This is a genomic window from Methanobacterium subterraneum, assembly GCF_002813695.1.
In the GTDB taxonomy this organism is placed as follows: domain Archaea; phylum Methanobacteriota; class Methanobacteria; order Methanobacteriales; family Methanobacteriaceae; genus Methanobacterium; species Methanobacterium subterraneum.
In genome coordinates this window covers 1-21285 of the sequence record NZ_CP017768.1, presented here as the reverse complement: position 1 = coordinate 21285, position 21285 = coordinate 1, and the positions used below count along the sequence as shown (strand labels likewise).

The following is a 21285-nucleotide window of genomic DNA, read 5'->3' as shown; positions in this document are numbered from 1 at the left end:
GCATGGTAAAAATTCCCCTTCAGTACAATGAAATAATTTTTTTAAAGGGGAAATCAGGGACCGTGGGAGTGGCTAAATTTGCAAAAAACGGACAAATATTTATTGGAACTCCCGATGAAGATGAAATTGTTATTTTTTTAGAATCTAAAGATATTATAGCCGTTTCTTCTTTAAAAGATAGCCCTCATAGTGAAGATGGAATAAAATCATTGATTTTCTTATTAAGGGACGTGGGGACACCTTTAGTGGTCTTACCTTCTGATCATCCCACTTCCAAAAGACTTCCTATGGTGGCCAGTTGTGGGGAAACGGTACGGCTAGATTGTAACATTACCCCCGGGACACATCCTGAACAGGACATACTATGTGCCGGTAATGATCTCTCTGGCGTGGAAATTAAAGCAATTGAAGGTGGATTAGAAATAAATGGCTATTTGAATGAATTTAAAAAAGAAAAATTTTAGATTAACCTATAATCACTGGAAATTGACTATAATCACCATTTATCCACCGGTAACCCTTCCAATTTATTATGTTACAAATTGAAGGTTAGTTAATAAGCAGTTTAATATAACATAATAAATAGAAAATAAGTTACTAAAAATTCTAATTTAATTTCATATTTTTTCCAGGATTAAATATAGACAATGGATTTAGGAGGCAGTGTCTCCTGATATAGGATATTCCCAATTAATCCTTAAACAAATTACATTCTAAAAAAGAGTGCAAGAATGATAATTTCTTAAAAAATTTCCTAAAAAAATCTAACAAGAGATAAATATTAGATGATTGATATGACTATTTCCGCATTTTACCAGATATTTGGCCAAGTTGTTTTAGTGGCTGGAATTCTCCTTCTGATTCTTTTATCAGTGACCCTTATACTGGGTCGCATGCTAATTGAAAAAGACCGCCTTGTATTTCCCAAACTGCTGCTTTTCACCATGGACGTGTTTTATGGGCTTTTCAAAAAATTCGCTGAGAATGTGGGTGTTGACGCCAAAATTGTGGACAACATTGGAGTAGAAGTTCGAAATAAGGTTAATGAAAAGGATTTCAATAAAATTAAACCTAAAGATACCATTCTGGTTTTACCTCACTGTCTTCGCAATACTGAGTGCGAAGCGAAACTGGACACATCAGGCCTGGTTTGTGAAAACTGTAACCGTTGCGTGATCGGTGTTTTAAAAAACAAAGGTGAAGAAATGGGTTACAAGGTGTTCATAATCCCAGGTTCAACCTTCCTCACAAAAATAGTGGAACAAAACAGTTTCAAGGCAGTTATTGGTGTGGCTTGCTTCCAGGACCTTAATCTAGCCATGATGAAACTCTCCAACTTCTCCTGTCAGGGAGTACCTCTCCTCAGGGATGGCTGTGTTAATACTAAAGTAGACAGCCGTGCGGTTCTGGAAAAAATGGGTGTGAGACTTAAAGAAGCTAAAAAACTGGCACCAAAAAGTTCCTGCAGTCAAGATCCTGATAAAAGAGGATATTTCTAGATATATAAAGAAGATCACTGGTGTTAAAAAATAAGATCAAATAATTTTTAAAAGTTAAATATTGGCTTTTTAACTTATAAGAAGAGACTTATAAACCAAGCCAGCCATTCTACGGCACCTACAGAAAGTATAAGATATATCACCCATTGAATACTTCTATGGGCAAAGAATATTTGTATTCTTTCCTTCCCTTTAATTAAGATAATTGCAAGTGCGATGATAAAAATTCGCAACCCCCATGTAAATAAAGGAGATTCTATGGTTACTTCTAAAGCCAGAAGTTCTTTTTCAAAAAATGGGCCAAAGAGATAAACAAACAATATGAACCATCCCACTAGGGCTAGAATAAAGGCAGCAATATATAATCTGTTTTTGAGATAAGTTGTCCAATATCTTCTATTTTTAATTCTATTTTTTATACCAATCACATTATCAGCCCATATTGAATAAGAATACGATATTAGAAAGGGTTTTTTACCTTTAAGAGGAGGAATATTCTCAGAGGGACTTTCATCCTCACATGACACCTCAATCACCTTTATAGATAAAAATATTCTCAATCTGCACTTTGAAGAATTCAGCTATCTTAAAAGCTAAAATCAGTGAAGGATCGTATTTTTCTTTTTCTATGGCGATGATGGTTTGTCGGGTTACGTCCAATTCCCTGGCGAGTTCTTCCTGAGTTAAATCCTGCATAGCTCGATAAACCTTGAGATTGTTCTTCATATAAATCAGGATCCGTATTTTTTATCATAATATCCGTAGAAGATGTAATATGGAGTTAAGAGGACAACTGACGAATAAGAAAGAGTAAAACCTGCCTGAGTATAATCCGGATACTCACTTCTCAAGGTGATCAGGAACATTCCAATAAAAGTTATAGAAATGGAAAACACCACTATTGCGATGCGAGATGCTTTTTCACTAACTTTAGTTATTCTTTCATCTTCCAAAATTTCGTCAGTACTCTTTTTATAAATATAAGATACCATAGCTCCAATTACGATTGCCAGGATGGCTGGGAGGATGGTTCCAATGGTAACCGATAGTCCCACTACTATTGCCACAAACATGGCAACAGTTATTCTTAAAATCTGATAATTTTTCATTATATCCCCTTCATTAGTTTCCTTAAGGTTAATATTTCCGCGTGTAGTAGGCACGAGATGTGAAGTACAGAGTAAAACAGAATACTGCTACTGCAAACATTGTGTACCCCGCTTGTAAGAGTTGAGGATAACTACTCCGTAAAGCAACTAAAATTATCCCCACATATATCGTAACAGCAATAAGGATTCCTAAAGTCATTGTAGATGCTTTTTCGTTAATTAATTGAGTTCTTTCATCTTCAACAATAACCGAACTATCACCTTTAAATATTACTTCTAAATTATCTCTTTTTATGTACAAAACAATACCAATGGCACTTAAAAGTATAACTGCCACTATAATAACATAAATATTCGCTAATATTAACCCTGCAATCCATAAACCGGTTGTAAAGACTGATAATATCTTAATAAATAAACCGGACTCAAAAATTGACAGTATTTTCATCACAATTCCACTTGGTTTCATAATTTCCCTCCTTCTTCAATTTTTTTAGATAATCTCCACAAAACCATATTTGAAGCAAAAACTGTGGTAAGTAACTGTAAAAATGGAGATATAAATATCATAAGAATTATCCATCCAATGAAACTTATTTTAGGATCATAAAGAATCATTGGAATTCCAAAATTTGCAAAATCTGCAGCAGGATCAAATAACGTTGCACTTACCGGCACCCAAATAACCAGCATTAAGATAAATGTGAAAAGAGAAGTATAAAATGCACATTTTAAAATTTGGTTAAATATGTTATTTAAATTTTTTTCAGGGAGAGTTAATCGTTCAGATAGATACCAACCCACTGGAAATCCAAACAATATGCAAAATACGGGTACACCCATCCCTATTCCAACATAGAACATATCTAGAACTATATAAATTATAAAAATTTTCTTTTTGTTCATTTTAAGAACTTTATTCATTTATTTTCCCTCAACCATTCAATGTATCCTTGTACACATGATTTGAGAATTCTAAGGTTACTTCGAAATTTTAAATATCACAATACCATCTGATGTAAAGTAAACTATACATTATGTTATATAAACTTTACTAAAAGTAAATAATGATTTACATATTATTTGTTCCCATAAAAACATGTTTTTAACAATCTTTTACCTAAAATAAATCTAAATTAATATACCCCCTCCCAATTAAGACCGTTTAAAAAATTTATTTCAAAAAAAGAATTAAAATAAATGAATTAAAAGTTAAAAATAATTAAAAATAGGAATAAATTATTAAATAAATTAAAAATAGAGTATTAACCAAAAATAGACCTTATTTAGGCTTGCTTAGCTCATTTAATATCTCAGTGGAGACCTGCAGGAACTTTTCGATTAATTTACGATATTTCTCTTCGCTTTCCTTTAACTGTTGTTCCATCTTGTGTTTGTATATGGCCATCTCTATGGCACTCTGGATTTCACGATCCTCAAATGGTTTGAGGACGTAACCAAACGGCTCAGTGACTTTAGCCCTTTGCAGAGTTTTTTCATCAGAATAAGCTGTTAAATAGATTATAGGGATGTCAAATAGCTCCCGTATCTTCTGGGCTGCATCTATCCCATCCATATCTCCTTTGAGTACAATATCCATCAAAACCAAGTTGGGTTTCAGTTCTCCTGCCTTTTCAATGGCTTCCTCACCTGTGTCAAAAATCCCCAGAACTTCATATCCCATATTTTCCAGTCGATTTTTTACATCAGCAGCAACGATAATCTCGTCTTCCACCAGCATGATACTTGTATCGGGCATCCAGTTCCCCCTTAATATTAAAACTTCATTTATTTATATAAATGACTGAATATTAATGATTATATTCAATTTCATATTATATAAATGGCTAAATATGGATTATATCCTTTTTCATTTTACTCCAGTGAATTTATCATCCTTATTCTATTCCCTAATCATTTTATAATGATAAACTTTCAGGTTTCCTGAAATAATGGAAGGGATCTTAAAGTGATCTACTTGGATGAAAGTCATGGTTGTGTAATATTTGTCATCCCTATAAATTATTAATTTCTATTACACAGAAATAATCTTATTTGAAATTAATCCAAAGACTAATTGAAAATTTCTGCAAAAATCTTTGTTCTAAAAATATGAAAAACATAGGTATGAAAAACAGGGAAAATCCAATTAAGAGATTTAATCATCATTTTCTGGGAAAAACTAAAATTATCCAAGAATCATATGGTTAGTAAGTAGGTATGACAAAAAATGAAGATACAATCAATATAATTCCCATCAAATTCTCAATAGAATCAACCCATTGAATGAAAATTAACATATTAATTAACGTAATATAGGATAAAAAAAAATGGCCGGAAAAGTTGATGATTTGCTTAAGATCATAACCAACCAATTCAACCAGGAACTGGACCATGTTAATCCAGATTTTGATGAATTTTATCTTTCTTTCAGTTCCAATGGTCCCCTGAAGATCATTGAAGAACCAGATGCTCCGGTAGATTCTTACTGGATTGTAACCCCACAAAGTAGCCCCCAGAAGATTATTTTATTTTTCCATGGTGGTGTTTTAAACCACGGAACCAGTCACGGACACCGGGATCTCTGCCAGCGGCTATCCCGACACACTGGTTTCTCAGTGTTCAGTGTGGATTACAGTTTAGCCTCTGAAAATCCCTTCCCTGCAGTAGTGGAAGATTGCATCCAATCATATCTCTGGTTACGAGACGAAGGTTTTAAATCCAGTGAACTGGTGATTGTAGGGATATCTTTCGGGGGAAATTTAGCCCTATCCACCCTACTCGCCCTGAAAAAGATGGGTGAAAAACTACCCCTATGTGGAGTTTGCATGTCACCAGTGGTGGACTTGAAGTTTCCAGTTGTTTACAATCATCTGAAGGATGTTAATGATTGGATCAACTATGAAATGTTAGAAAACTTTAAAAAATCATACCTTAAAGGGCAAAATCCATCCAATCCACTGGCTTCACCAATATATGGAAATTTAGAGGGAAGCCCACCTTTATTAATGCAATGCGGTAGCCGTGAACTTCTTCTGTGTGATGTGAATCGTTTCAGAGATTTAGCGATTGAAAAAGATGTTAAAGTAAATCTGGAGGTTTGGCAGGGCATGTTCCACTCCTGGCAATTATTTTATTCCCACCTACCTGAGAGTGAAGGATCATTGAGGAGTATTGGGGATTTTGTTAAGGGGTTAAGTTTTGAATAAGAATTACTGCATTAGCTTTGGAATATAAAAGTACGAAATATGGGAAATAGATAATTTTTGTAATAGATTGTAGATTTGGAAAAAACCAATTAGAGGGATGGGAAAATGGACTTAAATCAATATCGTTATTTTCTAAAGGACTCCATTAGAAAAACCATAGATTTTTCAAAAACTGACCAGAATAAGGGAATAGACACACCACCTATTGAGAAGCCTTACTCCCCGGATGCTAAAAGAATAGAACTGATTACCACAGATTGGCATGAAATATATGATATTACCCTCTCGGAAGCGATTAAGAATCGTGAAAGTCGGAGGAAATATAATCAAGACCCCCTCACACTTATGGAGTTGTCATTTCTTCTATGGGCAACCCAGGGAGTGCGCCTTTACGCGGGTAACTATGCTTTCCGTAATGTGCCTTCAGCTGGTTGTCGCCATGCATTGGAGACTTATCTGGCAGTCTTTAATGTGGAAAGTTCTCAAACTGGGAAGGAACTTGAACCAGGGTTATACCGTTACCTCCCCCTAACCCATGAACTTCTCTTTGAATTTTCAAAAGAAAACTTGTCAGATGAGATGATCATGGCCACCTTTGGTCAGAACTTTGCCGGGCAGTCTGCAGTGACCTTCATCTGGAGTGCAATACCCTATCGTATGGAATGGCGCTATGGATTGGACTCCCATAAGGTCATTGCCATGGACGCAGGTCATGTGGGTCAGAACATGTATCTGGCCTGTGAGGCCATTGGAGCTGGAACCTGTGCCATAGGGGCCTATGACCAGGAATATCTGGATGAACTATTACGTCTAGATGGGAAAGATGAATTCAGCATTTATTTAGCACCCGTGGGGAAATACTAAATTATTTTATTCAATAATCAGAAGGGAAAATAATGAAATAAAGAAAGATATTGGACGATTGTTAATGGAAGAATAGGAAGGTGTGTTAGAATAGAATATGATTTAATATAGAGATTAATAGAGAGATTTCAAAAATGAATGTAAAAATAATTAAAACCACCCCTTTCGGCCCTGTAGCATTAGTATGGTCCTGGTTAAATGGATATCCTCAGATCCTCAAGATAATTATATCCAAACCAGATTTATCTGCTGAATATCAGTTAATCAGTGCGTATCCTAATTATGAGCTTTCTTCCTGCGAAGAAGTTGACGAATTAGCCACTTCAATCCATGCTTTTCTTGAAGGAGAAAACATCCAGTTCCCCCTTGATATTGTAGCCATGGATAGCTGTTCTCCATTTCAAAAAGCAGTCCTAATTGCCGAATATGGAATCCGACGAGGAAATGTCAGCACATATAAGCTCATTGCACAGCATATTGGTAGGGTTGGGGGAGCGCGGGCAGTGGGTAATGCTCTGGCAGGAAACCCATTCCCCATTGTAATTCCCTGTCACCGGGCAATCAGGTCCGATGGTTACGTTGGTGGTTTTCAGGGAGGAGTGGAGATGAAGCAGGCCCTGCTTGAAAAAGAGGGAATCACATTTGATGCCAAAGGACGGGTGATTTCACCTAGATTACAATATGATAATCCTAAATAGACCCTATTTAGCCTAAATAACCCAAACTTACCCAATAGCCCAAATAACCAATTTAACTACTTTATCATGGATACAAAAATGTTGAGATAAAAGGAAATTTGGAAACCATCCAAAATAAAGGGAATAAAGGGAATAAAGGGAATAAATTGAATTAATCGTAACATTCCATTAACTGTATTCCTTGAATTTTATTAATCTAGTTAGGAGGTAATCTATTATGAAAAAAGTATTAATTTTATGTGCCAGTCCGCGGAAAGAGAGTAATACCATGCAAGTTCTGGAAGAATGTGCTAGAACCATTGCAGAAAATGGTTTGGAAGCTGAAATAGTATCCCTGCGTCAGATGAAAATCCGTTCCTGCATTGCCTGTGGCAAGTGTGCCGAATTGCACCAGTGTGCCCTTAAGGACGGTCTTAACGACATAATAGAAAAGTTAAAGGTCGCTGATGGTTTTATAATTGGCTCCCCGGTGTACTTTGGAACTGCCCGTGGTGATTTGATGTCTGCCCTGCAGAGGATTGGAATGGTCAGCATGAACTCCGGAAACTTCCTATCCTGGAAAGTAGGCGGTCCCATAGCTGTGGCCAGGAGAGGTGGACACACCGCCACCATACAGGAAATGCTCATGTTCTTCTTCATCAATGACATGATCGTCCCGGGAAGTACTTACTGGAACATGGTCTTTGCCAATCAGCCCGGAAAGGCAGAAGAAGACACCGAAGGAATCCAAACAGCAACCCGTTTTGCAGATAATGTTTCTAAACTCATATTAAAGATTAAATAAAAGAATAATAAAATGAAAACAACAAAACATTAATAAAGGGTGAAAAAGCCCCCTTTCCCCCAAAATACCTATTAAAATAGAAGGATCCTAAAAATGCCAGAACAAGAACTTTATCGTAAATTCGCCCGTTACTATGACTTAATCTACCAGTGGATGGATTACCCTGGTGAAGTGGAATTCGTTGAAAAGATGGTTGATCTGTACCAAGGTTCTGGTGGAAATGATCTTCTGGATGTGGCCTGCGGTACTGGTAACCACGCCCAATACCTTACGAACTCCTTCCAAGTGGTGGGTTTGGATTTAAATCTTGAAATGATGGAAATAGCCAATGAAAAGGTCCCAGAAATGGAATTAATCCAGGGAAATATGAAGGAAATGAATCTGGAAAAGGATTTTGACGTTATTATCTGCCTATTCTCATCTATCAATTATCACACCAACCTTAGAGAGCTGGAATCAACCATTAGAAGATTTCACGACCACTTGAAGCAGGGAGGAGTTCTCATATTCGACTTGGGCTTTTGCACTGAGAACTGGGAAGAAGGGAGGATGCTGGTGGATGCGGTGGTGGATGGTGATCTTCAACTGGCCCGGATATCCCAGAGCAGATTATACGATGGTGTTTTCAATGCCAACTTCGTTTTTCTGATTAAGGAAAATGGTATAATGGATTTTGAAGTTGACCAACACCAGCTTGGCGTGTTCAAAACCATTGATGTTGAAAGTATACTGGAAAAAACTGGCTTTGAAACCCGTATTTACAGTAACTACAACGACCTTCCATGGGATGCAGAATCTGATGAAAGACCAGTTTTTGTATGTAAAAAACCATGAAAAAATCCATATTCTATTCAAATAAGAATATCACTACCATTAATGGTCCAAATCAAATTTAGATAGGAGGAGGAATTCATCATGCGGATTGCAATTGGAACATCAGACCGGATAAACACTGAACACTTCGGCCGGGCTAAAGGATTCATCATATACCAGTGGAATGGAGATGAAGCGGATTTTGTAGAATACATTGAAACCAACATTAACCCTGAGGAAAAACACCAATGGTCTAAGAATCTCAGCACCCTGGAGGACTGTGAAGTTGTTATAGTAGCTCAAGCAGGGATGAAAGCCAAATACGGGATAAAAAAAGCTAATCTGAAATTAGTTGAGGATGAAGGAACTGTGGAAGAGGTTTTAGAGCGTTTCATTAAACATGAAAGGTTCATGGGTAATCTATGAATTATATTTTAAACTAACTTGATTATACCCATAAAAGAAATTCATATTAATCTAAATTGACCAATATTTGCTCCAATCAATCAAAAATCAACATGATATCCTGGGGATTATTGGGATTCACTACTACTTGCATTTTCTTACCCTCCGGGATTGAACCCATGTCCAGTAAATTTACTATTTCTTTATGTTCCAACTCGTATGGTGCCATGTCGGGAGTGGTGATTAGGAGTTTGAATTTAACTTGTGGCTGTTCATTAATGTAAGTTCCAGTTTGTTCCCTGCTTAATATCTCTGCTTCACCCCTTATACCCTCATTTATAAGGAAAACTTCACGATCATTAATCCTTTTGTAGTAGTAATAAACTCCAAGAGCAGCTACAAGTGGGAAAATAATAAAAGAACCACCCATGAAGTAGTAGAAATTTTTAAGAGAATATCCATCATCAGTAAGAGCCTCTGGAGAGGCCATAACTCCAAAAATAATAAACCCCAACCCCACTATCACCAGTGGTGCAGTGGTTATTATCCATATTTTATTGGATGTTTTCCACATACCCCTGTCCCCCCAAATTCTGCCAACAAAAACTTCCAGTTTTGAAAAATATCAATCACAATAAAGATTTCAAATAATTTCTTATTTCAGATTAAATTTCCAGGATTGAATTAAGTTAAATATCAAATAAGATTTTATTATTGCTTAGATAAAAACTTTTACTTATCTATCATGACAATATTATGCAGGGGTGAAATGATCTGAAGGGAATATGGGTGGTATCCACCGAACATCTTCATCTCTATGGAAATGATAAAAATACCAATCATGATATCCTATATGGCCATCTACTCCGAAGGTTATTATCTCACCAAGGACTATGTAAGTAGGAAGGAATTTAGAGAAACAATTTTGAAAAACTTCTCACCGAAAACATTTTACCTTCCGGGTTACAATGAATTTATACTAGTTTTTCCCCCGAAATTATAAAATCTCTTTCTCAGAAATTGAACGGTGAAATTATAGTATAGATGGAGAAAAATCTAAAATTAATATAAAAAGTGAATGAAAGGCATGTGAAGCATTGGTACTATCAATAGTAACCCCTAGATGAATGATTTTTATGCATCCATCAACCTTTGGCAATATTTATAAACCATGAATGAGATTTATAATAAATGATTCTAAACTTTTAGACTAGTTTGTGATTTTTCGAATTTATCTAGAACTGCGAGTTCTATAAAAATAGAAATCTTACGAGATAATACGCAAATATAATACGTAATAATAAGTGATTAGTATGGCTAAAGCAAGACGCAGAAGAGTACGAGATACATGGAAAGATAAACAATGGTACACTATTACTACTCCTAAAGAATTCGGAGATGCTGAGATAGGCACCACCCCTGCCCGGGAACCGGATATGCTTCTTAAAAGAAGAGTGGAATCCACCATGAGAGAGCTTACTGGTGACTTTAGTAAACAGTATGTGAAACTTAAATTCCAGATTAGTGAAGTTGCTGGAGACACCGCTACCACCCGTTTCATAGGTCACCAGGTTACCAGTGACTATGTAAGAAGTATGATCAGGAGAGGAACCAGTCGTATCGACTCCATAGTAAAGGCTGAGAGTAAAGATGGGCAGAAAATGAAGATCCACGTCCTGGCCATAACCATTAAAAGGGCAAAATCATCCCAACAGCGTTACATCCGGGAAACCGTTGAAAAACTGGTTGTGGATGCCGCAGCTCAGAAAAACTTCGTGGAACTGGTGGAAGACATAATCGGTGGAAAAATGGCCTCCTATGTTTACCATGAAACCAAGAAAATCTACCCCCTTAAAAGGGTGGAAGTAATTAAAACTAAAGTAGTTGACGAAAAAAAGTCCTAAATCTGGGAGATAGATGATTAGCTGGGAATATGTGGTCCTCCTGGTGATCATAGGGCTCATCACTTATGTGAGAAAAGCCCTGGATCTCCTGGGATCCATTTTCATGATCATAATGGGTGTGATCATCATCTTCGCCGCCGGTGTAAACTGGCTTTTATTAATATTTTTATTTCTCATTCTGGGAGTTGCATTCACCCGGTACAAACACCATTACAAAAAGGAAATCGGAATTTATGAAGGGACCCGAACCATCAAAAACGTGGTCTCCAATGGAATCGTGGCCTTTGTAATGGCTGCCTTCGGTAACTACGCCGGATTCATAGGTTCCATAGCCACTGCCACTGCTGACACCATGGCCAGTGAGATAGGAGTAGCTACTACTCCTCGTCTTATAACCAACCTTAAAAAAGTTCCCCCAGGTACTGATGGAGGAATTTCAGTTCTGGGAACCTTTGCAGGGATTATGGGCGCAGGTTTAATTGGACTGGCAGCCTACATTCTGGGCATATATCCTGATCTTGTTAAGACAATGGAAATTGCAATTATTGCAGGTACTGTTGGTTGTTTTGTGGATAGTATCTTGGGTGCAGTCCTCGAATCAAAATATCTCACTAACGAGCATGTGAATCTTCTGGCCACTATGGCAGGAGCTTTAATAGGCAATATCATGGTATGGTGATAGCATGAAGGGAATCATAATGATAATTGATGGGATGGCAGACCGCCCCCTTAAGGAACTAGGAGATAAAACCCCCCTAGAAGCAGCTCAAACCCCAAACATGGATCGAATGGCGCAGTTAGGGGTTAATGGAATTATGGACTCCATAAGACCAGGAATAAGGCCAGGTAGTGACACAGCCCACCTGTCCATTCTGGGTTATGATCCCTATCAAGTTTACACCGGCAGAGGTCCCTTCGAGGCTGCAGGAGTGGGAGTGGAAGTAATGCCTGGAGATATAGCCTTCCGCTGTAACTTCTCCACCGCCAATGAAGAAGGCATCATCACTGACCGCAGAGCAGGAAGAATCAGGGAAGGTACCCCTGAACTGGCAGAAACCTTAAACTCAATGGAATTGGAAGAAGACGTGGAGATCATATTTAAAGAATCCACTGGTCACCGTGCAGTTCTGGTCTTAAGGGGAGAAGGACTATCGGATCAGATCTCTGATGCTGACCCTAAACATGATGGAAAGAAACCTAAAGTAGTGGTGGGTCTGGATGGCTCTCCTGAGGCTGATAAAACCGCCCGAATCCTTAATAAAGTGATCCTGAAATCCTATGAAATATTAAAGGATCATCCGGTTAATATTAAACGTATGGAAAATGGAGAACCCCCTGCCAACATCACCTTACCCCGGGGTGCTGGTGCCGTGCCAAATGCAGAACCATTCAATGCAAAATATGGTGTTAAATCGGCATGTATAGCTGAAACCGGCCTTATTCAGGGCATTGCCCTGATAGCAGGCATGGATATAATAGAAGTAGAAGGGGCAACTGGTGGAGTGGACACTGATCTGAATAGTATCACCAGCAGCATTCTGGAAAATGCTTCCCTTGAATATGATTTCCTACTCATAAACATTGATGGTGCTGATGAAGCAGGCCATGATGGTAACTTGAAGGAGAAGGTTGAATTTATTGAAAAGGTTGATGTAGTTATTGGCAAGGTAATGGAACTGGAGGATGTTTACTTCATCCTAACTGCCGATCACTCCACTCCCATCTCAGTGATGGATCACACTGGAGACCCGGTTCCCCTGGTGATCAAAGGTCCGGATGTGCGGGTGGACCAGGTTCAAGAGTTCAATGAACGGGCCGCTGCCAGTGGTGGTCTTTCCAGGATCAGAGGCAGCGATATTATGAATATACTTATGGATCTCATGAACCGATCCACCAAATTCGGAGCGTAACGACATGGATCAGGAGATTCCCAAACTCTTCGGCACCTCTGGAATACGGGGAAAAATAGCAGAAGAAATAACCCCGAACTGGCCTTAAATGTCGGGAAAGCCATTTCAACTTACCTGGGAAAAGGACATAAAGTAGTAGTGGGATATGACACCCGAACTTCCAACCTGATGCTGGAAAGAGCAGTCACTGCAGGTATCCTACAGGGTGGCTGCCAAGTCTTAACAGTGGGAATGGTACCCACACCAGTGGTGGGCTACGCCACCATGAAACTGAATGCCGATGCCGGAGTAATGATCACTGCTTCTCACAATCCCTCACCAGATAATGGGATTAAACTATGGAACCCTGATGGAATGGCATACCTTCAGGAACAAGAAAGGACTATCGAGAAAATAATCCATGAAAATAATTTTTATAAAACATCCTGGGAAAATATCGGCAAAATCACCGATATAAGTCCAGTTGTTAATGATTATATTGAAGATCTCCTGGGTTTAATTGATATTAAACCTGGATTGAAGGTGGTTGTTGACTGTGCCAATGGCGCTGCATCACACCTATCTCCACTCATCCTCCGAAAGGCCGGTTGTAAGGTTATTAGTCTTAATGCTCAGCCAGACGGTTTCTTCCCTGGACGGAAACCAGAACCATCAGAAGCCAACCTCCAGGAATTAATGAAGGTGGTAAAGGTCACTGAAGCAGACCTGGGGATAGCCCATGATGGTGATGCCGACCGCATGATAGCCGTGGATGATAAGGGAAGAATGGCTGATTTTGACAAAATATTGGCACTGGTATCAGCAGAAATAGGTGGCTGTGTGGTTACAACCGTGGATGCCTCGGCCTGTATTGACCGTGCCATGGAAGAAGTAGGGGGGAAAGTAGAAAGAACCAAAGTAGGCGATGTGCATGTGGCTGAGATGATCCACACCATTAATGCCAACTTCGGAGGTGAACCATCCGGCACATGGTTACATCCCCAGTTCTGCATGTGTCCTGATGGAATATTATCCGCCCTGAGGGTTATACAATTGGTTCAAAGTAAAGGACCCCTCTCCCAACTTTTAGACCAGGTTCCCAGTTATCCCACCATAAGGGATAAAATCGACTGCAAGGAAGATCAAAAGGATCCAATAATGCAGAAAGCCGAAACTGATCTTTCCCTTGTCTACGAAGATGTGGCAGATATTAACCTTAAAGATGGAGTTAGAATATCATTCACCGATGGAAGCTGGGTTCTGGTAAGACCTTCCGGAACTGAATCATTCATCCGGATTACTTTAGAAGGGAAAACCGAAGACAATGCAATGATGATACATGGAAAAGCAGCAAATTTCATCAATGATCTTATAAATATTATTTGATGTTTCAGATTAACTGGAAAGACCAGCTAAAAAGAGCATTTGAAAATAGAAAGAATTTAAAGAGGAGTTTGAATGAGGGCAGTTATACTTACAGCAGGTGAAGGGACCCGTATGAGGCCTCTGACACTCACCCGGCCAAAAACAATGCTCCCCGTAGGTGGAAAACCTCTCCTGGAGTATAATGTGGAAGCATTGCGAGATGCGGGTATAAAAAACATTACCATGATAGTGGGTTACCAGAAAGAAGCTGTTATGGAACACTTTAAGGATGGAAAGAACATAGGAGTTAACATTAACTATGTAACTCAGGAAAAACGTCTGGGCACTGCCCATGCCATAGGGCAGGTGGCAGATCTGGTAGGAGAAGATAGCGATGCCATTATTGTTACCAATGGAGATATAATCCTGGAAAATGAATTAATAAAAAGTTTGATGGATAAATATCACCAATCCCAGGCCCAATCAATTCTGGTTCTCACTGAAGTCGAGGATCCTTCTGCTTTTGGAGTGGTAAAACTGGAAGGAGACTGTATTAAAGATATAGTAGAAAAACCCAACCCTGGTGAGGCCCCCAGTAATCTTATAAACGCGGGAATTTATCTGTTTGACCACAGTATCTTCCAGGCTATTGAAAAAACCGAAAAATCTGAACGGGGTGAATATGAGATAACAGATTCCCTTAAAATCCAGATCAAAGAGGATAAACGGGTTTTGGGCCTGGTGTCCCAGGATAAATGGATCGATGTGGGACGTCCCTGGGAATTCCTGGAATTAAATGAACACTACTTAGAGGCATCCCCAAAACAGGTTGAGGGTGAAATTGAGGAAGGAGTTACTATTCACGGTCCGGTAATAATCAAAAAAGGAAGTATCATCCGTTCTGGAACCTACATAATGGGCCCGGTTTACATTGGAGAAAACTGCGATATTGGCCCTAACACCTTCCTCCGTAAACACACCTCCATCGGTAACGATGTTAACGTTGGAAACGCTGTTGAAATCAAAAATTCGATAATAATGGATGGAACAAATGTAAACCACCTTTCATACGTTGGAGATTCTATTATTGGAGCCGATTGCAACCTGGCTGCAGGTACTAACATTGCCAACCTCCGTTTCGATGATGGAGGGGTGAAGGTAACGGTTAAGGGAAAAAGAATCAATAGTGGAAGGCGTAAAATGGGTGTTATCTTTGCAGATGGTGTTAAAACTGGTATAAATTCCAGTTTCAATCCAGGGGTGACCATTGGCTTAAACACCTCAGTTGGATCTGGGGCTATAATCTACCGTGACATACCCGATAATAAGATAGTCATACACCATCAGAAACAGGAAATAAAGGATAAAAAGTAGTAGATTTCTCCTGTAAACCACATCATTAAATATTTATATTTTTTTACGTATCTTGTATCAATTTTAAGAAGGGGATTTCATTTAAAGTGTGTATATACGATAAAATTCCAGTAATTTTTTTTAACTGATAATATACGAATACTTAATGAAATTTATGGATACTCATGAATTCAATGAATATTACAAACTAGAATACTGAAATACTATTAAATGAATTCTAAGAATAATAATTACAATCACTACCCCTTTTGTGAAATGTTTTTATGAGTAGAAATCATAATTTAGACTATGATACATCCCAGTGTTCAGATTTTTCCTGGTGTTCACACCATTGGAAACGTGGATATAGGTGAGAAATCTTCCATCTGGTATAATGCGGTGATCAGGGGAGATATAGAAAGCATAACCATTGGTAAGTTTTCCAATGTACAGGATAACTCTGTGCTGCACTCTTCAATAGATTTCCCCCTTAAATTAGGAGATTATGTTTCAGTGGGACATGCAGCAGTGCTTCATGGTTGCAGTGTTGATGATAACTGCATTATTGGCATGAATGCCACTTTACTCAATGGTAGCCACATCCATAAAAACAGTATAGTGGCTGCGGGATCATTAGTGTCTGGAGGGAAGGTTTTCCCGGAGGGGAGTTTAATAATGGGTGTTCCTGCCAAGGTTGTGCGCGAACTTACCGAAGAAGAAATAGAACAGATTAAAGAAAATGCCCTACGTTATTTAAAGCTGTCTCGTCAAAGTAAAGAATAATTGTGGACCTATAAAAGTAGGTTGTCAATAATGGATGATATTTAATGGAATATCATCATTTACATTAATAACAATGGTATAAATGACAAAAACGTTGCTGGATTGATTTTAATGGTTAATGTGAAAAAAACAGTTAATGAACTTGATCCATATGTTCCTGGCCGGTCCAATGCAGATCTGGCCCGTGCTTACGGTCTTGATCCTATTAAAATAATTAGAATGGGTTCCAATGAAAACCCCATGGGACCCTCACCCAAAGCTATTAAAGCCCTGGAAGAGAATCTCCACAGAATTCACACCTATCCTGAATCCAATATTGATGATTTGAAGGGTAAGATCGCAGAATATGCCGGTGTGGATTCTGAAAATATTATCATAGGGGGAGACGGTGCAGATGAGATCCTGGATGTTCTGGCCAAAACTCTGATGGAACCCGGTGATGAGTACATTATCCATCCACCATCCTACATGTATTATGAATTCACCTTCAACATACACGGGGCAGTTCCAGTTTATGCCCGCTGGGATATTGGCAAAAACCAGTTGGATGTTGATTCAGTACTGGAAGCTATCACTCCCCAGACAAAAGTAATCTTTCTGTGCACTCCCAACAACCCCACCGGAGGTTTGATTGATAAAAAGGATATTAAAACCATTTTAGAGAGTACCGATGCTCTAGTAGTGGTTGATGAAGCTTACTGGGAGTTTTCCGGTGTTAACAATCTGGAACTCCTGGCAGACTATGACAACCTATTCATCCTCCGAACCTTTTCCAAGGTAATGGGACTGGCAGGTATGAGAATTGGTTATGGAATTGGAGATGAAAAATTCATCCAGTACATGCACCGTGTTAAACCTGTTTTCAGCCTTATTAGACTATCTTACATCGCTGCAGCAGCCACCCTAGATGATCCTGGTTACATCGCTAAATCCACCCAGCTTTCCATCCAGAGCAGGGATTACCTTTACCAGAAAATGTCCAAATTCCCAGAGTTGAAGGTTTTCCCGTCCCGGGCCAACTATATCTTAGTAGATGTTCGTGGGACCGGGATGAATTCCAAGGAAATCTCAGAGGAACTCATGAAAAATGGTATAATAGTCAGGGATTGTAGTTCGTTCCGTGGGTTGGATGATTATTATATAAGAGTGAGTGTAGCCACTCTGGAAGAGGATGAACGATTTATAAATGTGTTAAGGGACATTCTAATATAAGTATTACACTAACAGTCCAGTAGAGGTTTAAATTCTGTGAAAACTGCTAACGGATTCGTTAATTTGAATTATGAGTTAGGGGATGAAAGGGTGAAATTTTCAAGAAAAACCAAAGATACACAAGCATTATCGGAAAAATGGATTAAGGGATTAATGAATATAAAAGATCATAACACAGGCAGATCTCAGGAAATAAGTGCCTATGGGGAGATTTCATGATAATTGGAGGGGTAATATTCTCTTCGGTTGAATATCCCGGTAAAATGTCCCTGGTTATATTTACCGGTGGTTGTCAATTAAGATGCCCATACTGTCACAATCCAGAGATTATTGATGGGGGAGAGAGTGTTTCATTATCAAATATAAAAAGTGAGATTGATAACGCCCAGGACTTCATTGATGCCGTGGTGGTTACCGGGGGAGAACCAATGATGCAGATTGAAGATGTCCGCCAAATTTTGGAGTATTCCCAGCAGAAAGGTTTGAAAACCAAATTGGACACCAATGGATGTTACCCCGAACGGCTCTCTGAAATAATTGAATTAGTGGACTACGTTGCCCTGGATGTTAAAGCCCCCTTCCACAAATACCAGGAAGTTATTGGTGCCCGGATTGGTGAAAAAGTGGAAAAAAGTATGGAAGTGGTGGCCAATTCAACCTGTTTCCTGGAATGCAGAACCACCTTCGTACCAGGACTCCTGGAACCTGGAGATGTGAAGAATATTGCTGAAAACATAAAATGCGACATTTACACCCTACAGCAATTCCGTAACAAAACTGTCCTTGATGATAAGTTGAAAAAAACACCAAACACTGACCCCCAAGAACTCCGAGAAATAGCTCAAAAAATTAAACCAATATTAGGAAAAGTAAAGATTAAATCCTCCGAATTTGGTGATGAGATAATATAAATAATAAATTAATGATATTTACCCATGAAAAAGAGTATTAGTCAAAGAATTCTAAGCAAAACTTTAGATAATTATTAACAATCTATTTATTTCAAAATAAAACTTTAAAATTTTACATTTCTCATGAATAACCTTATGGAGGGTGTTAAATACCGATCCTGCTATTTGGAAGCCGTCATTTGGACCTTATTACCGGTCAGAAAACCACCACCATCCGCAAGTTATGGAAAAACCCACTATCCCATGGAGACCGTCTGCACTGTTACTGGAATCTAATTTCCAAAGAGCGTAAAAAACTATTTGAAGCAGAAGTCACCGAAGTGGATGTGATTAAATTCTCTGATTTAATCAAAAATGATGAACTCGCCCGTGAAGAAGGTTTCCATGATGCTTCGGAACTTGAAGCCGAATTCCGCAAGATGTATCCCGAACATACCAGCGCAGAGTCCCTTTTTCAAGTTATAAGATTCCGTAAACTTCCCATGGATGAATGGGAAGGGGCTAAAATAAATGAGAAGGCAATGATAACCAAAAGAGCAGACATACTCTTTGATGTAGGTAAATTCGATAAATCAGTGGTATGTTACAGTGCTGCTTTAAAGATTGACCCTAACGATGTTTACCTCCTTAATCGAAAGGGAGATAATCTTTCAAGACTTGGGAAGTTTCCTGAAGCCATGAGATGTTATGATCAGGCCCTGGAACTGGAACCAGATAACGAATATGTGTTAAATAATAAGGCCATAGCTCTTTTAAACTCCAACCGCCCAGAAGAAGCACTTAAAACCAGTGATAGGGCTCTGGAGATCAACGATGAAAATGTGTTGGTATTGTACTGGAGGGGTTTCATTTTTGAGATGCTGGGACGTTTCAGTGATGCATTGAACTGCTATAATAAAATTCTGAAATTAAACCCACAGGACTCCGAAGCATGGAACGCTAAAGGAAACCTCTTATCCCAAATTGACCGGGCCGAAGATGCTTTGGACTGTTACGATCGTTCCCTTGAACTGTGCCTGGATGATGAAACAGATTCTTCCACTTGGAATCGTAAGGGTAACGCTTTAATGGAATTAAACCGTTTCAATGAAGCTGTGGAATGTTATAACAAAGCATTACTCCTGGAACCCGATAACGAGATCTTCCTGAGTAACAAAGGCGTGGCATTCATGGAACTAAACCAGTTCGAAGACGCAGCAAAATGTTTCAGAAAAACCCTTATTATAAACCCTGAAAATGAAGATGCACAGATTTTAATGGACGAATGCCTTGAAAATCTCTGATGAAATCTCAATACCCCAAAATTTTAATTTCAATATATAAATCGTGAATATAGGCTGTATTAACTTTTAAAACGATTTATAAGCGATCCAAGAATATCACGACCAAACAAAATAAAGAAAATAATTAAATTGATTAGTTTTCTTAACTTCCACTGATCAATCCGCCAATGGCACCACCAACACCCATGAAAACAATGTTGGCGATTAGAGATACAATAACAATGGTGAAACCAGTTACTGCTCCTGCTGCAAATCCAGCAATACCACCAAAGATAGTTCCTCCCACAATGAGTAGAATGGCCAGTATTATGGATCCGAGTGCACCAGCTACAGTAGCATTCCACAAACCACCAATTGTCCCCTCGTGTACCCAGTATCCAACGATGAATCCTGCAATGAATAATCCCAGGTTCACACCCCAGTACTGATTCACATAAACCCCAAATAAGTTACCCAGAATAATTGCTAAAATAAATCCCACAATTACTGGTCCCCATTTAACCATTTCTATCACCCCATATTTTTCTATGCCCTTTTTTTAGTTGTCCCAAATCTCGGTTTTTTCATATTTCTTTTAATGAAACTTTTTTACTGAAATTCAAGGCATACCAAACATTCATTACAATAATATATTGTTGTTATTTTTTTGTAAAATAATTTTCCTTTATTAATATTAATATAGATAGTTCCGAAAAAAATCCAAACAAAAAAAAACCTACCTTGGATCCACTTACGCCCATTAATGAATTTCAAATCATACCCCAATGTCCTCATCCCATAATTCAGAATTGTTTTCAATAAAGTTTCCCAGCAGATCTTTACACGAATCTAGGTCTAGATTTATCAACTCCACTTCGGAGTCTGTTAAATACTGTTCAGGTCCTTGAAAGTTTTCATTCTCCCCCATAACTACCACTGGGATGTTATAGAGAATTATTGCCCCGGAACACATGGCACATGGTGAGAGGGTGGTATAAATTACACAGTCTTTATAATCTGTTGATTTCAGCCTACCTGCGTTTTCCAGGCAATCCATCTCAGCATGGAGAATACTGGACCCCATTTGAATCCTTTTATTATGCCCTCTGCCTATTATATCATCATTTTTTACAAGAACCGAACCAATTGGAATTCCACCATCACTTAAACTCTTCTCAGCCTCTTTTTGAGCCTCTATCATGAATTTTAGGTGTTCATTTCCCAT

At 38.5% G+C, this 21285-nt stretch carries 26 protein-coding genes and 1 pseudogene; 18 read left to right on the top strand and 9 right to left on the bottom strand.

Going from position 1 to position 21285, the window contains the following annotated elements:
- Positions 1–2 precede the first annotated feature (2 nt).
- Both BK009_RS00140 and BK009_RS00135 read left to right on the top strand, forming a co-directional pair.
- Positions 3–464 (top strand): hypothetical protein, encoded by a 462-nt coding sequence (locus tag BK009_RS00140; RefSeq protein WP_100908737.1) that lies wholly within the window; start codon positions 3–5, stop codon positions 462–464.
- Positions 465–794: 330 nt separating this feature from the next.
- Positions 795–1499 carry a DUF116 domain-containing protein gene (locus BK009_RS00135; protein WP_100906666.1) on the top strand — a complete coding sequence of 235 codons (705 nt, stop codon included), beginning with the start codon at positions 795–797 and terminating at the stop codon, positions 1497–1499.
- Between the two features lie 74 nt (positions 1500–1573).
- Here BK009_RS00135 and BK009_RS00130 read toward each other — a convergent pair whose 3' ends face one another.
- The 6 genes from BK009_RS00130 to BK009_RS00105 all read right to left on the bottom strand — a co-directional run bounded on the left by BK009_RS00130 (position 1574) and on the right by BK009_RS00105 (position 4367).
- Positions 1574–2026 carry a hypothetical protein gene (locus BK009_RS00130; RefSeq protein ID WP_100907508.1) on the bottom strand — a complete coding sequence of 151 codons (453 nt, stop codon included), beginning with the start codon at positions 2024–2026 and terminating at the stop codon, positions 1574–1576.
- 1 nt (position 2027) lies between these two features.
- The gene (locus BK009_RS00125; protein WP_100904742.1) at positions 2028–2225 is read right to left on the bottom strand and encodes a helix-turn-helix transcriptional regulator; all 198 of its coding nucleotides are present in this window, start codon (positions 2223–2225) and stop codon (positions 2028–2030) included.
- Between the two features lie 5 nt (positions 2226–2230).
- The gene (locus BK009_RS00120; protein WP_100907507.1) at positions 2231–2608 is read right to left on the bottom strand and encodes a DUF2178 domain-containing protein; all 378 of its coding nucleotides are present in this window, start codon (positions 2606–2608) and stop codon (positions 2231–2233) included.
- A gap of 28 nt (positions 2609–2636) precedes the next feature.
- A complete protein-coding gene (locus BK009_RS00115; protein ID WP_205835896.1) occupies positions 2637–3077 on the bottom strand; it encodes a DUF2178 domain-containing protein in 441 nt (146 codons plus the stop codon).
- Positions 3074–3532, bottom strand: coding sequence for a hypothetical protein (locus tag BK009_RS00110; protein WP_100907505.1), 459 nt, complete (start codon positions 3530–3532; stop codon positions 3074–3076). Before BK009_RS00110 ends, BK009_RS00115 begins: the two co-directional genes overlap by 4 nt.
- 358 nt (positions 3533–3890) lie before the next feature.
- Positions 3891–4367, bottom strand: coding sequence for a response regulator (locus tag BK009_RS00105; RefSeq protein WP_232727978.1), 477 nt, complete (start codon positions 4365–4367; stop codon positions 3891–3893).
- Positions 4368–4938: 571 nt separating this feature from the next.
- Between BK009_RS00105 and BK009_RS00100 the strand changes: the two genes are divergently transcribed.
- The 6 genes from BK009_RS00100 (at position 4939) to BK009_RS00075 (ending at position 9402) form a co-directional block, all read left to right on the top strand.
- Complete coding sequence (locus tag BK009_RS00100) at positions 4939–5817, top strand: alpha/beta hydrolase (protein ID WP_100908736.1); 879 nt, start codon at positions 4939–4941, stop codon at positions 5815–5817.
- A gap of 105 nt (positions 5818–5922) precedes the next feature.
- Complete coding sequence (locus BK009_RS00095; protein ID WP_100907503.1) at positions 5923–6681, top strand: SagB/ThcOx family dehydrogenase; 759 nt, start codon at positions 5923–5925, stop codon at positions 6679–6681.
- A 134-nt stretch (positions 6682–6815) separates the two neighbouring features.
- A complete protein-coding gene (locus BK009_RS00090) occupies positions 6816–7379 on the top strand; it encodes a methylated-DNA--[protein]-cysteine S-methyltransferase (protein WP_100907502.1) in 564 nt (187 codons plus the stop codon).
- 217 nt (positions 7380–7596) lie between these two features.
- Entirely contained in the window at positions 7597–8163 is a 567-nt protein-coding gene (locus tag BK009_RS00085) for a flavodoxin family protein (RefSeq protein WP_100907501.1), read from the top strand.
- Between the two features lie 93 nt (positions 8164–8256).
- Positions 8257–8997, top strand: a complete 741-nt coding sequence (locus BK009_RS00080) for a class I SAM-dependent DNA methyltransferase (protein WP_100908735.1) — start codon at positions 8257–8259, stop codon at positions 8995–8997.
- Positions 8998–9078: 81 nt separating this feature from the next.
- Positions 9079–9402, top strand: a complete 324-nt coding sequence (locus BK009_RS00075) for a NifB/NifX family molybdenum-iron cluster-binding protein (protein ID WP_100907499.1) — start codon at positions 9079–9081, stop codon at positions 9400–9402.
- A 76-nt stretch (positions 9403–9478) separates the two neighbouring features.
- Here the strand turns inward: BK009_RS00075 and BK009_RS00070 are convergent, their stop codons facing one another.
- Positions 9479–9955 carry a hypothetical protein gene (locus BK009_RS00070; protein ID WP_100907498.1) on the bottom strand — a complete coding sequence of 159 codons (477 nt, stop codon included), beginning with the start codon at positions 9953–9955 and terminating at the stop codon, positions 9479–9481.
- Positions 9956–10694: 739 nt separating this feature from the next.
- Here BK009_RS00070 and BK009_RS00060 point away from each other — a divergent pair.
- The 10 genes and pseudogenes from BK009_RS00060 (at position 10695) to BK009_RS00015 (ending at position 20081) form a co-directional block, all read left to right on the top strand.
- Positions 10695–11285, top strand: a complete 591-nt coding sequence (locus BK009_RS00060; RefSeq protein WP_100904753.1) for a 30S ribosomal protein S3ae — start codon at positions 10695–10697, stop codon at positions 11283–11285.
- Between the two features lie 13 nt (positions 11286–11298).
- Positions 11299–11964, top strand: a complete 666-nt coding sequence (locus tag BK009_RS00055) for a TIGR00297 family protein (protein WP_100907496.1) — start codon at positions 11299–11301, stop codon at positions 11962–11964.
- Between the two features lie 4 nt (positions 11965–11968).
- Positions 11969–13195: a 2,3-bisphosphoglycerate-independent phosphoglycerate mutase gene (locus tag BK009_RS00050; RefSeq protein WP_100907495.1), complete on the top strand. Its 1227-nt coding sequence runs from the start codon at positions 11969–11971 to the stop codon at positions 13193–13195.
- A gap of 4 nt (positions 13196–13199) precedes the next feature.
- Positions 13200–14560: pseudogene (gene glmM / locus BK009_RS00045) on the top strand (phosphoglucosamine mutase).
- A 72-nt stretch (positions 14561–14632) separates the two neighbouring features.
- Complete coding sequence (glmU, locus tag BK009_RS00040) at positions 14633–15913, top strand: bifunctional sugar-1-phosphate nucleotidylyltransferase/acetyltransferase (protein ID WP_100908734.1); 1281 nt, start codon at positions 14633–14635, stop codon at positions 15911–15913.
- A gap of 288 nt (positions 15914–16201) precedes the next feature.
- Positions 16202–16675: a gamma carbonic anhydrase family protein gene (locus BK009_RS00035; RefSeq protein ID WP_100908733.1), complete on the top strand. Its 474-nt coding sequence runs from the start codon at positions 16202–16204 to the stop codon at positions 16673–16675.
- A gap of 111 nt (positions 16676–16786) precedes the next feature.
- On the top strand, positions 16787–17887 hold the full coding sequence (gene hisC / locus BK009_RS00030) for a histidinol-phosphate transaminase (RefSeq protein ID WP_100908732.1): 1101 nt from the start codon (positions 16787–16789) through the stop codon (positions 17885–17887).
- 90 nt (positions 17888–17977) lie between these two features.
- Positions 17978–18106 carry a hypothetical protein gene (locus BK009_RS12765; RefSeq protein WP_255553818.1) on the top strand — a complete coding sequence of 43 codons (129 nt, stop codon included), beginning with the start codon at positions 17978–17980 and terminating at the stop codon, positions 18104–18106.
- Positions 18103–18798: an anaerobic ribonucleoside-triphosphate reductase activating protein gene (locus BK009_RS00020; RefSeq protein WP_100908730.1), complete on the top strand. Its 696-nt coding sequence runs from the start codon at positions 18103–18105 to the stop codon at positions 18796–18798. The genes BK009_RS12765 and BK009_RS00020 overlap by 4 nt, the downstream gene beginning before the upstream one ends.
- A 149-nt stretch (positions 18799–18947) precedes the next feature.
- Positions 18948–20081: a tetratricopeptide repeat protein gene (locus BK009_RS00015; protein WP_100904761.1), complete on the top strand. Its 1134-nt coding sequence runs from the start codon at positions 18948–18950 to the stop codon at positions 20079–20081.
- Between the two features lie 142 nt (positions 20082–20223).
- Here BK009_RS00015 and BK009_RS00010 read toward each other — a convergent pair whose 3' ends face one another.
- Both BK009_RS00010 and BK009_RS00005 read right to left on the bottom strand, forming a co-directional pair.
- On the bottom strand, positions 20224–20586 hold the full coding sequence (locus BK009_RS00010; RefSeq protein ID WP_100904762.1) for a DUF5518 domain-containing protein: 363 nt from the start codon (positions 20584–20586) through the stop codon (positions 20224–20226).
- A 249-nt stretch (positions 20587–20835) separates the two neighbouring features.
- Positions 20836–21285, bottom strand: a complete 450-nt coding sequence (locus tag BK009_RS00005; RefSeq protein WP_100908729.1) for a nucleoside deaminase — start codon at positions 21283–21285, stop codon at positions 20836–20838.

What these genes read in the sequence shown, in the direction of transcription:
- BK009_RS00140 (WP_100908737.1), top strand. Translation starts at nt 3, where the DNA reads ATGGTAAAAATTCCCCTTCAGTACAATGAAATAATTTTTTTAAAGGGG.
- BK009_RS00105 (WP_232727978.1), bottom strand. Translation starts at nt 4,367, where the DNA reads ATGCCCGATACAAGTATCATGCTGGTGGAAGACGAGATTATCGTTGCT.
- BK009_RS00010 (WP_100904762.1), bottom strand. Translation starts at nt 20,586, where the DNA reads ATGGTTAAATGGGGACCAGTAATTGTGGGATTTATTTTAGCAATTATT.
- BK009_RS00080 (WP_100908735.1), top strand. Translation starts at nt 8,257, where the DNA reads ATGCCAGAACAAGAACTTTATCGTAAATTCGCCCGTTACTATGACTTA.
- hisC (WP_100908732.1), top strand. Translation starts at nt 16,787, where the DNA reads ATGGTTAATGTGAAAAAAACAGTTAATGAACTTGATCCATATGTTCCT.
- BK009_RS00035 (WP_100908733.1), top strand. Translation starts at nt 16,202, where the DNA reads ATGATACATCCCAGTGTTCAGATTTTTCCTGGTGTTCACACCATTGGA.
- BK009_RS00095 (WP_100907503.1), top strand. Translation starts at nt 5,923, where the DNA reads ATGGACTTAAATCAATATCGTTATTTTCTAAAGGACTCCATTAGAAAA.
- BK009_RS00135 (WP_100906666.1), top strand. Translation starts at nt 795, where the DNA reads ATGACTATTTCCGCATTTTACCAGATATTTGGCCAAGTTGTTTTAGTG.
- BK009_RS00075 (WP_100907499.1), top strand. Translation starts at nt 9,079, where the DNA reads ATGCGGATTGCAATTGGAACATCAGACCGGATAAACACTGAACACTTC.
- BK009_RS00120 (WP_100907507.1), bottom strand. Translation starts at nt 2,608, where the DNA reads ATGAAAAATTATCAGATTTTAAGAATAACTGTTGCCATGTTTGTGGCA.
- BK009_RS00070 (WP_100907498.1), bottom strand. Translation starts at nt 9,955, where the DNA reads ATGTGGAAAACATCCAATAAAATATGGATAATAACCACTGCACCACTG.
- BK009_RS00115 (WP_205835896.1), bottom strand. Translation starts at nt 3,077, where the DNA reads ATGAAACCAAGTGGAATTGTGATGAAAATACTGTCAATTTTTGAGTCC.
- glmU (WP_100908734.1), top strand. Translation starts at nt 14,633, where the DNA reads ATGAGGGCAGTTATACTTACAGCAGGTGAAGGGACCCGTATGAGGCCT.
- BK009_RS00090 (WP_100907502.1), top strand. Translation starts at nt 6,816, where the DNA reads ATGAATGTAAAAATAATTAAAACCACCCCTTTCGGCCCTGTAGCATTA.
- BK009_RS00005 (WP_100908729.1), bottom strand. Translation starts at nt 21,285, where the DNA reads ATGGGAAATGAACACCTAAAATTCATGATAGAGGCTCAAAAAGAGGCT.
- BK009_RS00020 (WP_100908730.1), top strand. Translation starts at nt 18,103, where the DNA reads ATGATAATTGGAGGGGTAATATTCTCTTCGGTTGAATATCCCGGTAAA.
- BK009_RS00125 (WP_100904742.1), bottom strand. Translation starts at nt 2,225, where the DNA reads ATGAAGAACAATCTCAAGGTTTATCGAGCTATGCAGGATTTAACTCAG.
- BK009_RS00100 (WP_100908736.1), top strand. Translation starts at nt 4,939, where the DNA reads ATGGCCGGAAAAGTTGATGATTTGCTTAAGATCATAACCAACCAATTC.
- BK009_RS00110 (WP_100907505.1), bottom strand. Translation starts at nt 3,532, where the DNA reads ATGAATAAAGTTCTTAAAATGAACAAAAAGAAAATTTTTATAATTTAT.
- BK009_RS00055 (WP_100907496.1), top strand. Translation starts at nt 11,299, where the DNA reads ATGATTAGCTGGGAATATGTGGTCCTCCTGGTGATCATAGGGCTCATC.
- BK009_RS00060 (WP_100904753.1), top strand. Translation starts at nt 10,695, where the DNA reads ATGGCTAAAGCAAGACGCAGAAGAGTACGAGATACATGGAAAGATAAA.
- BK009_RS00050 (WP_100907495.1), top strand. Translation starts at nt 11,969, where the DNA reads ATGAAGGGAATCATAATGATAATTGATGGGATGGCAGACCGCCCCCTT.
- BK009_RS00085 (WP_100907501.1), top strand. Translation starts at nt 7,597, where the DNA reads ATGAAAAAAGTATTAATTTTATGTGCCAGTCCGCGGAAAGAGAGTAAT.